Annotated in this window: 8 protein-coding genes; 5 read left to right on the forward strand and 3 right to left on the reverse strand. The window is 44.2% G+C overall.

Features of this window, described 5'->3' with window-relative positions; genetic code table 11:
* From Q0R37_RS14420 to Q0R37_RS14430, 3 genes are all read left to right on the forward strand, one after another.
* On the forward strand, window positions 1-509 hold a 509-nt coding region (locus tag Q0R37_RS14420), incomplete at its 5' end, for an iron hydrogenase small subunit (RefSeq protein WP_294755268.1).
* Window positions 510-624: 115 nt separating this feature from the next.
* Entirely contained in the window at window positions 625-846 is a 222-nt protein-coding gene (locus tag Q0R37_RS14425) for a hypothetical protein (protein WP_294755269.1), read from the forward strand.
* 44 nt (window positions 847-890) lie between these two features.
* On the forward strand, window positions 891-1,499 hold the full coding sequence (locus Q0R37_RS14430) for a ferritin family protein (RefSeq protein WP_294755270.1): 609 nt from the start codon (window positions 891-893) through the stop codon (window positions 1,497-1,499).
* 46 nt (window positions 1,500-1,545) lie between these two features.
* Here Q0R37_RS14430 and Q0R37_RS14435 read toward each other — a convergent pair whose 3' ends face one another.
* Complete coding sequence (locus Q0R37_RS14435; RefSeq protein WP_294755271.1) at window positions 1,546-2,913, reverse strand: MATE family efflux transporter; 1,368 nt, start codon at window positions 2,911-2,913, stop codon at window positions 1,546-1,548.
* Window positions 2,914-2,994: 81 nt separating this feature from the next.
* Window positions 2,995-3,630, reverse strand: a complete 636-nt coding sequence (locus Q0R37_RS14440) for a glycerol-3-phosphate acyltransferase (protein WP_294755272.1) — start codon at window positions 3,628-3,630, stop codon at window positions 2,995-2,997.
* 244 nt (window positions 3,631-3,874) lie between these two features.
* On the opposite strand from Q0R37_RS14440, the gene Q0R37_RS14445 reads away from it, so the two are divergent.
* Window positions 3,875-4,450 carry a sigma-70 family RNA polymerase sigma factor gene (locus Q0R37_RS14445; RefSeq protein WP_294755273.1) on the forward strand — a complete coding sequence of 192 codons (576 nt, stop codon included), beginning with the start codon at window positions 3,875-3,877 and terminating at the stop codon, window positions 4,448-4,450.
* Window positions 4,447-6,396: a hypothetical protein gene (locus tag Q0R37_RS14450; protein WP_294755274.1), complete on the forward strand. Its 1,950-nt coding sequence runs from the start codon at window positions 4,447-4,449 to the stop codon at window positions 6,394-6,396. Before Q0R37_RS14445 ends, Q0R37_RS14450 begins: the two co-directional genes overlap by 4 nt.
* A 48-nt stretch (window positions 6,397-6,444) precedes the next feature.
* On the opposite strand, the gene Q0R37_RS14455 is transcribed toward Q0R37_RS14450, so the two are convergent.
* On the reverse strand, window positions 6,445-7,398 hold the full coding sequence (locus Q0R37_RS14455; RefSeq protein ID WP_294755275.1) for a glycoside hydrolase family 5 protein: 954 nt from the start codon (window positions 7,396-7,398) through the stop codon (window positions 6,445-6,447).
* Window positions 7,399-7,626 lie beyond the last annotated feature (228 nt).

Genomic DNA, 7,626 nt, shown 5'->3' on the forward strand with positions numbered 1-7,626 from the left:
CTACAGGTGCAGGCGTTATCTTCGGTGCTACAGGCGGTGTTATGGAAGCTGCTCTTAGAACAGCTGTATATACACTCACAGGCGAGAATGTAACAGACCTTCCCGAGGTTCGCGGAACTAAGGATATCAAGGAAGCAACATACGATGTTGCAGGCAACAAGGTAAAGGTAATCGTAACAAGCGGTCTTGCAAATGCAAGAAAGGTGCTTGACGATATCAGAGCAGGCAAGTGCGACGCTCAGTTCGTTGAGATCATGGCTTGTCCCGGCGGCTGTGTAAACGGCGGCGGTCAGCCACAGGTTCCTATGGGCGTAAGAAACTTCGTTGACATCAGGGAAGAGAGAGCTAAGGTACTCTACAACCTCGACAAGTCAATGCCTCTCCGTCAGTCACACGAGAACCCTGCCATCAAGAAGGTTTACGAAGAATTCTTCGAGAAGCCGGGCAGCCACAAGGCACATGAGGTTCTCCACACAACTTACGTTAAGAGAAAAGTTAACGAAATATAATCAAAAGCTGAATTCATTGAAGAGCGGACAAAATGTCCGCTCTTTTTTTGTTGACATATAATGTATAAAGTGATATAATGGTATAAAAGAATGATATGAGATCAGGAGGATGTTTATGGATAACGTATGTGAATTCTGTGCTGCAAAGGTCGTTAGGGGAACTTTGCTTACTCCCTATGCGGTTCAGTTCTATCCCGATGGCGAGGAGAAAAAGCTCAAGCCCAAGAGAAGTCAGGTGATATGTGACGCTTGTCCTCAGTGCGGACATATCCAGAATATACGCTTAAAGAATCCCGAAAGCATTATGCAGTACCGTTATACGATACTTGATGAATAATATCTTTTAAAATGCGGATACTACCTGAAAAGGAGGTAGTATCCATGAAAACAGTTTTTAATGAAAGTCAGACGCGGATAAATCTTATGAGGGCTTTTGCTGGTGAATGTCAGTCGCGGCAGCGTTACTATCAGGCTGCACTGACAGCGCAGCAGCAGAAGCTTGTGGGCATTGAGCGGATGTTCCGCTTTACAGCAGAGCAGGAAGAGCGTCATGCCATTGTGTTCTGGAAGCATCTGAAGGATTCAGCTGGAGCGAATATAGACTTCACAGCGGGATTTCCTGCGGATGTTTACGAAGATATACAGCAGCTCCTTGACGCTTCCGCAGATGAAGAGGAAAAGGAATACAGTATAGTTTATCCTGATTTTGCACGTATCGCTGCGGATGAAGGCTTTGCAGACATCGCATCGGATTTTCGTATGGTATCGGAGATAGAAAAGAGCCACAATGATCGGTTCAGGTATTACGGCGGCTTGTACCGAAGCGGTAAGCTTTTCAGGTCTGATGATACCGGGCAGACATGGATGTGTCTTAACTGCGGTCATATTCATAAAGGAAGCGAACCGCCGCAGGAGTGTCCCTTGTGCAGAGCAGCACAGGGCTGCTTTATACGTGAAAATGAGGCGGCGTTTACTTCAGCGGAAATGTAAAAAACAAGGGCGGCTTGAGCCGCCCTTGTTTTGGTGTATCAAAGTTTTATTTCTTCTGCTTCCTGAGCTTTCGCATAATGAAGAGGAAAACTCCGAGCTCAACTGCGAATGTTGCTATCCATGAGATAGTGTATGAGAAGTAAAGGCTTTCGAGGGTGTGATATTTAGGTATCCTGAATACGCCGAATATCCAGCCGAGTCTTATGCCGACAACGCCTATGACCGTTATGAGCATAGGCAGCACCGACCTTCCTAGGCCTCGTATAAGTCCTGTTGTGACATCCATAAGTCCGCAGAGGAAATACGGTATCATAATATATGTCATACGTATCATACCGTATTTTATGCTTTCCTGAGAGTTGTGAAGATATATTGAAAGTATCGGTTCTCCGAAGAATAATGCTGTCAGTCCGAGACAGGCTCCCGTGCAGAAAACTGCGATAAGACATATCCACATTATCCTGCGTATACGGTCAAGCTTTCCAGCACCGTAATTCTGACTGGTGAAGTTGAGGGAGGTCTGACTGTAGGAGTTCATTGATGTATACACAAAGCCCTCCACGTTCTGTGCGGCGGAGTTGCCTGACAGAACAACATGACCGAGAATATTGCCGAATTCGTTTATGGACGACTGGATTATTACATTTGATATTGCGAATATCGAGGACTGCAAACCGGCAGGGAAGCCTATCTGTATTATGCGCCTGAGCTGTCTGCCGTATATCTTCATTTTTGTGAGTTCAAGCTTGCAGGCGTCATCGCGGTGCATAAGCTCCCGTATAATAAGTAAAGCTGACAGTGTCTGTGAAAGGGAAGTCGCAAGAGCGACTCCTGCCACATCCATATGAAGTACTATTACGAAGAAAAGATTGAGCAAAACATTGAGTATTCCCGCTGCCGTAAGGAAATACAGCGGACTTTTTGTATCACCTGCGGCACGGAGTATGGCCGAGCCGAAATTGTAAAGCATACTCGGTATCGTTCCACAGAAATAAATCCTCATATAAGAAGCCGAAAGAGGAAGTACATTCTCGGGAGTATCCATCATTTTCAGAAAAGTGCCCGAGAAGAGTACACCGACGACTGTCAGAAAAGCTCCGCTTATGAGAGCGGCGGGGATCGCCGTATGGACTGTCCTTCTGACGTCCTCGCTCCTGCCTGCGCCTATACTGTGGGCAACGGTAACTCCTGCGCCTACGGACAGACCTATGAACAGGTTTACCATAAGGTTTATCAGAGCGCCTGTCGCTCCCACAGCGCCGACGGAGATATCTCCGCAGCAGCGTCCGACAACTACAAGGTCGGCTGCATTGAACAGAAGCTGAAGTATACCCGTGAGTATGATCGGTATGGTATAAAGAATGATCTTGCCGACCAGCGGTCCTTCGCACATATCATAGGATTTGCTATGCATAAAAATAACTCCTAACTGCCGCTGATTAAAAAGCGCTGCGGCTGCGCGCAATGGCATAAAAAAGCCCCCGAAGGGACTTTTTCAATCGTTTGTGTTCTTCTTGATGCGAGCGATCTCCTGTTCTTTTTTCCACAGGAAACTGATGTGTGCTTCCGTTCCGTTCTGAATACGTTTAAAGTTTTCTATATGCTTGTAAAGTATGACAAGGTCGACTGCTGACAGTATTGCGGTACCGACAGGATTACCTGTGATAAATGCATAGATCAGAGTGAATATTACCGAGCCCGTAACAGGCACAACGCATACATAGTCTACCGAGAATCCCAGAGCTATCTCAAATCCGAGAAGCAGAATGAATATCAGCGGATCGAATGCCAGGATAGTGCCTCCCAGTGAAGCAAGTCCCTTTCCGCCGTGGAATTTCATCAGTACAGGAAAAATATGGCCGAGTATACAGCATGAGCCGGACAGTATCTTTGCAAATTTGATCTGCGGGAAAAAGTAAGCGGCGAGCATCGAAGCCGCAACAGCCTTCAGTATATCGAAAAGTGCTACGAGCAGACCTGCTTTTTTTCCGATAGTTATGACTGTATTTGAAGCCCCTGCGTTTCCCGAACCTCTTTCGCGTATATCAAAGCCCTTGAATTTTGCAATTATAAATGCGGGATTGATATTGCCGAAGAAGTATCCGAGCAGGGCACAGAGAAGTATTTGCATAAAAATGATCCCCCCAATGAGAAAGCAGCGAAGCTGCTTTAAAAAATGACGATGCGTTTTTAGCACTTTATATAATACCATATTTACGTGAAAAAGTAAATACCCTGCGGAAATTTTTTGTATCCTCGGAAAAATAAAAGTTAAAAATAAAAAATAAATATTTTGTGTTACACTCTGAGATCTCGCTTCGATATGTATTAGTGAAAGGGGAAATACAGAATGTGCACAATAGGAGTGGTGAACTATGACTGATAAAGAGCTGCAGCAAATGTTAAAGGCAAAACCTGAACGCGGACAGCGTGCCTTTTACGATAAATATTTCAACTACGTATATACAATAGTATATTCACGGCTCAAGGGCTGTGCGTCTGTGGAAGACATAGACGAGTGTGTGGGAGACGTTTTCGCGCAGTGCTTCCTGTTTTTTGACAAGCAGAAGGAGATAAGCGGGAACATCAAAGCATTTACGGCTTCCGTAGCACGAAGAAAAGCAGTTGATACTTACAGACGCGTTGCAAGACATACTTTAAGGAACATTGCGATAGAAGATGACGACGAGTTCATATCCGATGAGGATATAGTTACATCGTCAGAGCAGTCAGAGCTGCGTCAGCTGCTTTACGACAAGGTAGAGCAGCTCGGCGAGCCTGATTCCACCATAATAATACAGAAGTATTACTACGGAAGGAGTTCAAATGAGATAGCGAAGATCGTTGATATGACGTCAGATAATGTACGGACAAGGTGCAGCAGGGCAATAAAGAGACTCAGGGAAATGCTGTATGAAGTAGGATTTGCAAGGCAAGGTGAGATAAGATGAAAGATGAGCTTGATATGATGTTTAGTAAAAATGAAAAGGATATAGAGAGGATATCGGGGAAATATGCTGCCGCAGGCAGAAAAGAAAAAGAAAAGATCTATAAGATAAGCATGAAGAAATATGAACAGCTCAAGGCGCAGGAAGAGTCTGACGACGGCTTTACTGTGGAAGCTTCGGGTGTTGAGCGTTACCGCAGGCCAATGCTTTACCGCGGGATAAGCGCAGTTGCGGCAACTATGGTACTTGTAAGCGGACTTGCGGGAGGACTGCTTTTGGCAAAGAACAGCAGGATACCTAAACTCAATATAAACGACAGCGTTAATACGGGGCAGTCCACTGTAGTGAATGAGATCGCGGAGGATAACAGAAACTCTGATGTAGATACGCTTGTAGACAATTTCGGGCATATAATGAGAGAGCTCTATATTGCTGACGATGGATACGAGAGCGGTGTAGGTGTTACTTTCTATAAAGACGCTGTTGATCCTGAAACAGGAGAAATGTATAAGAAAGATCTGGTTTACTACAATGTTACGGACGAAAAGCTAAATGATCCCGAAAAGCTTCAGAAGTTTATGGACGCTACGTTTGCTCCGAAGCTCAATGCTTATTATCTCGGCGGTGATCTGAGCGGACACGAAGACGGTGAGGATTTCGCAGATGATGGTATGGCATCAAGGTATTTAAGACCTTTCATAGTTTATAATGGTGTAGTTCTTGCAGACCATATTGACGATGATATGTCATATAATTACAAATACCATGAAGTATACGATTTCAGCAATTATAAGCTTGTATCGTCCGTATTTGATGATAATACGGAATCATTTGAAGACGAACTCGGACTTGAAAATATGTTCATGCAGTATGATGAAAGCGATATGCAGAGCGTCGTTTGCAGCAGGGTCTACCAAAGAGAGGATGGAATTCTCATAAGTGCTGATTTCCTTCTGAGGAAGGACGGCGAGAACTGGAAGATTGCGGATTACAGTATCATGTACTCCACAGAAAAGAAGCAGACCGAAGCAGAAATCGTGGAAAATACACAGCCGACTACAGCTTCCGAGATTGAGGATAATGATGATTACGGAGAGCTTCAGCTTCACAGTGAAAATATCTTCCCGAATGCTGAGGAAGCGGAAGCGTTTAATGCAAAGATCAATGCTGAAATGAGCAGCGGAGCATTCAAATTCCGTAAGGTAAATACCGAGAAGTATGCACAGCAGATATGGAATGCCGAAGGGTATGATGAACTGAACACTCTTGAGAACAAGAGCTATATTTATCATATCCTGTTAAACTCCTATCGTTATTTCGACACGGCAGATGTCATCTATACGACCAAGGTCGAACACAGTGAGGGAACTGCCGAATCATCTGTACACTGTATGGCTGATACAAGAAACAAGAGGTATTATCTTGAGTCCGAATTCAGTGATGTTGATGACTATTATGATCATGTAAAATTGTATAGTTACGACGGTATCTGGATAAATGCCGATGAGACCAAAAAAACGTATTTTGAAGATGGATATAGCGAGCCTGATTATGACTTGAACTATATTCCCGATAATTATATATATACCGGATATTACGGAGTTGACGGCAATATATATTATAATTCGTACGGCAATATTGTTTTCGCAGGAAAATGCCAGGACTGCCTGTTTAATACATCGGAAAGTGATATGTTCGATTTTGAAAACTGGTATATAGATGGTACAGCGGACATACTCGGCAGGCAGTGTGTAGCGGTAAAAATTGAAAGAGAAGGCTATTCCTGTCATAAGTATATTGATCTGAGAAACGGTATAATCATGCAGTCGACAGAAGTCGATGAGAATGATCCTCATACAAGGACAATGACCGTAAAAAGCATTAAGATCGATATGCCGTTTGAATACCCATATTTTGATCCTACAGGCTATACTAAATACAGCGACTGATCGCTACTAAAAAATCCCCTTTGCGAGAGCAAAGGGGATAATTCTGTATTATAGTAATTTTATCAGTTCATTGCGGACTTTGCTAAGTCTTTCGTCCGAAAGTCCGAAATCCATAGCCTTATAGTTCCATGCAGCTCTGCCTATGCCGTGCTTCACAAAGACGGAGTTGATAGCCTTGTACCATTTGATCGTATCTTCGGGAGTAACAACGTCGATACAGCCGTATTCTCCGCAGTAAAGGCTGCTTCCGAACTCCTCTGCCTTAGCGATGGCAGTTGAGAAAAGCTTCTCGAAGTACTCGGGAGAGGCGACGCTGTCCTCGAAAGCCATACGCTCCTCGGGAATGATGTCCGTAGTCCAGTAAGCGCCCTGATGAGTGAATTTAAGAGGTTCATAGCAGTGCATATTGTAAATGACGTTTTTATCAAATGGCGCGTCGAGAAATTGTACCGTGTCAGCGCTGTTATTGTGGTAGCTTCCGACGAGTATGAGTATATCGGGAGCTATCTTTCTTATCCTGCGGATGCACTCCTTTGCGATCCTGTTCCATGCGTCAATGAACTCAGCATCGGTGACCTCATTGAGAAGCTCGAATGCAACATGAGGAGCCATAGAGCCGTATCTCTTTGCGAGCTCTTCCCACAGGCGGTAGAAGCGTTCCTGATACTCGGGACTGTCAAAGAAGCCCGACTCGTTCTCGGAATAATAATCGAAAGAAAAGCCTGCGGTCTTGTGCAGGTCGAGGATAATGTTCAGCCCATACTTTTTTGAATTACTTATAGCCATATCAAGGTATGCAAATCCCTCGTCATTGTATGTGCCGTCATTGTTTTCTATGATATTATAGTCAAAGGGAACGCGGACATGGTCAACGCCCCATGAAGCAGCAGTTTTAAAATCGCTTTCCGTAATGAAGGTGTCAAGGTGAAGCTTTTCGTAGCTGCACTGTGAGAGCCAGCCGCCGAAATTAACGCCTTTGTTGAAACCATCTATCTTTCTCATTGATCTATCGCCTCCTGTGATGAATTATAGCACACTGACGGTAAAAATTATACTTATTTTGTGCTAAAAATGACAAATTAATGATATATAAGCAAATAATTATCAGGATAAAGCCGACACTGTCATGTGTCAGGAATAAAATAAACCTCACTGCAAAAGCAATGAGGTTTTACTGGCGCGGATTGAGAGATTTGAACTCTCGCGCCGGTTTCCCGACCTACTCCCTTA

The organism is uncultured Ruminococcus sp. (assembly GCF_946415235.1).
Taxonomy (GTDB): domain Bacteria; phylum Bacillota; class Clostridia; order Oscillospirales; family Ruminococcaceae; genus Ruminococcus.

Bases quoted from the DNA above. Each gene is read 5' to 3' on its own strand.
- Q0R37_RS14425 (WP_294755269.1), top strand. From the start codon at position 625: ATGGATAACGTATGTGAATTCTGTGCTGCAAAGGTCGTTAGGGGAACT.
- Q0R37_RS14430 (WP_294755270.1), top strand. From the start codon at position 891: ATGAAAACAGTTTTTAATGAAAGTCAGACGCGGATAAATCTTATGAGG.
- Q0R37_RS14435 (WP_294755271.1), bottom strand. From the start codon at position 2,913: ATGCATAGCAAATCCTATGATATGTGCGAAGGACCGCTGGTCGGCAAG.
- Q0R37_RS14440 (WP_294755272.1), bottom strand. From the start codon at position 3,630: ATGCAAATACTTCTCTGTGCCCTGCTCGGATACTTCTTCGGCAATATC.
- Q0R37_RS14445 (WP_294755273.1), top strand. From the start codon at position 3,875: ATGACTGATAAAGAGCTGCAGCAAATGTTAAAGGCAAAACCTGAACGC.
- Q0R37_RS14450 (WP_294755274.1), top strand. From the start codon at position 4,447: ATGAAAGATGAGCTTGATATGATGTTTAGTAAAAATGAAAAGGATATA.
- Q0R37_RS14455 (WP_294755275.1), bottom strand. From the start codon at position 7,398: ATGAGAAAGATAGATGGTTTCAACAAAGGCGTTAATTTCGGCGGCTGG.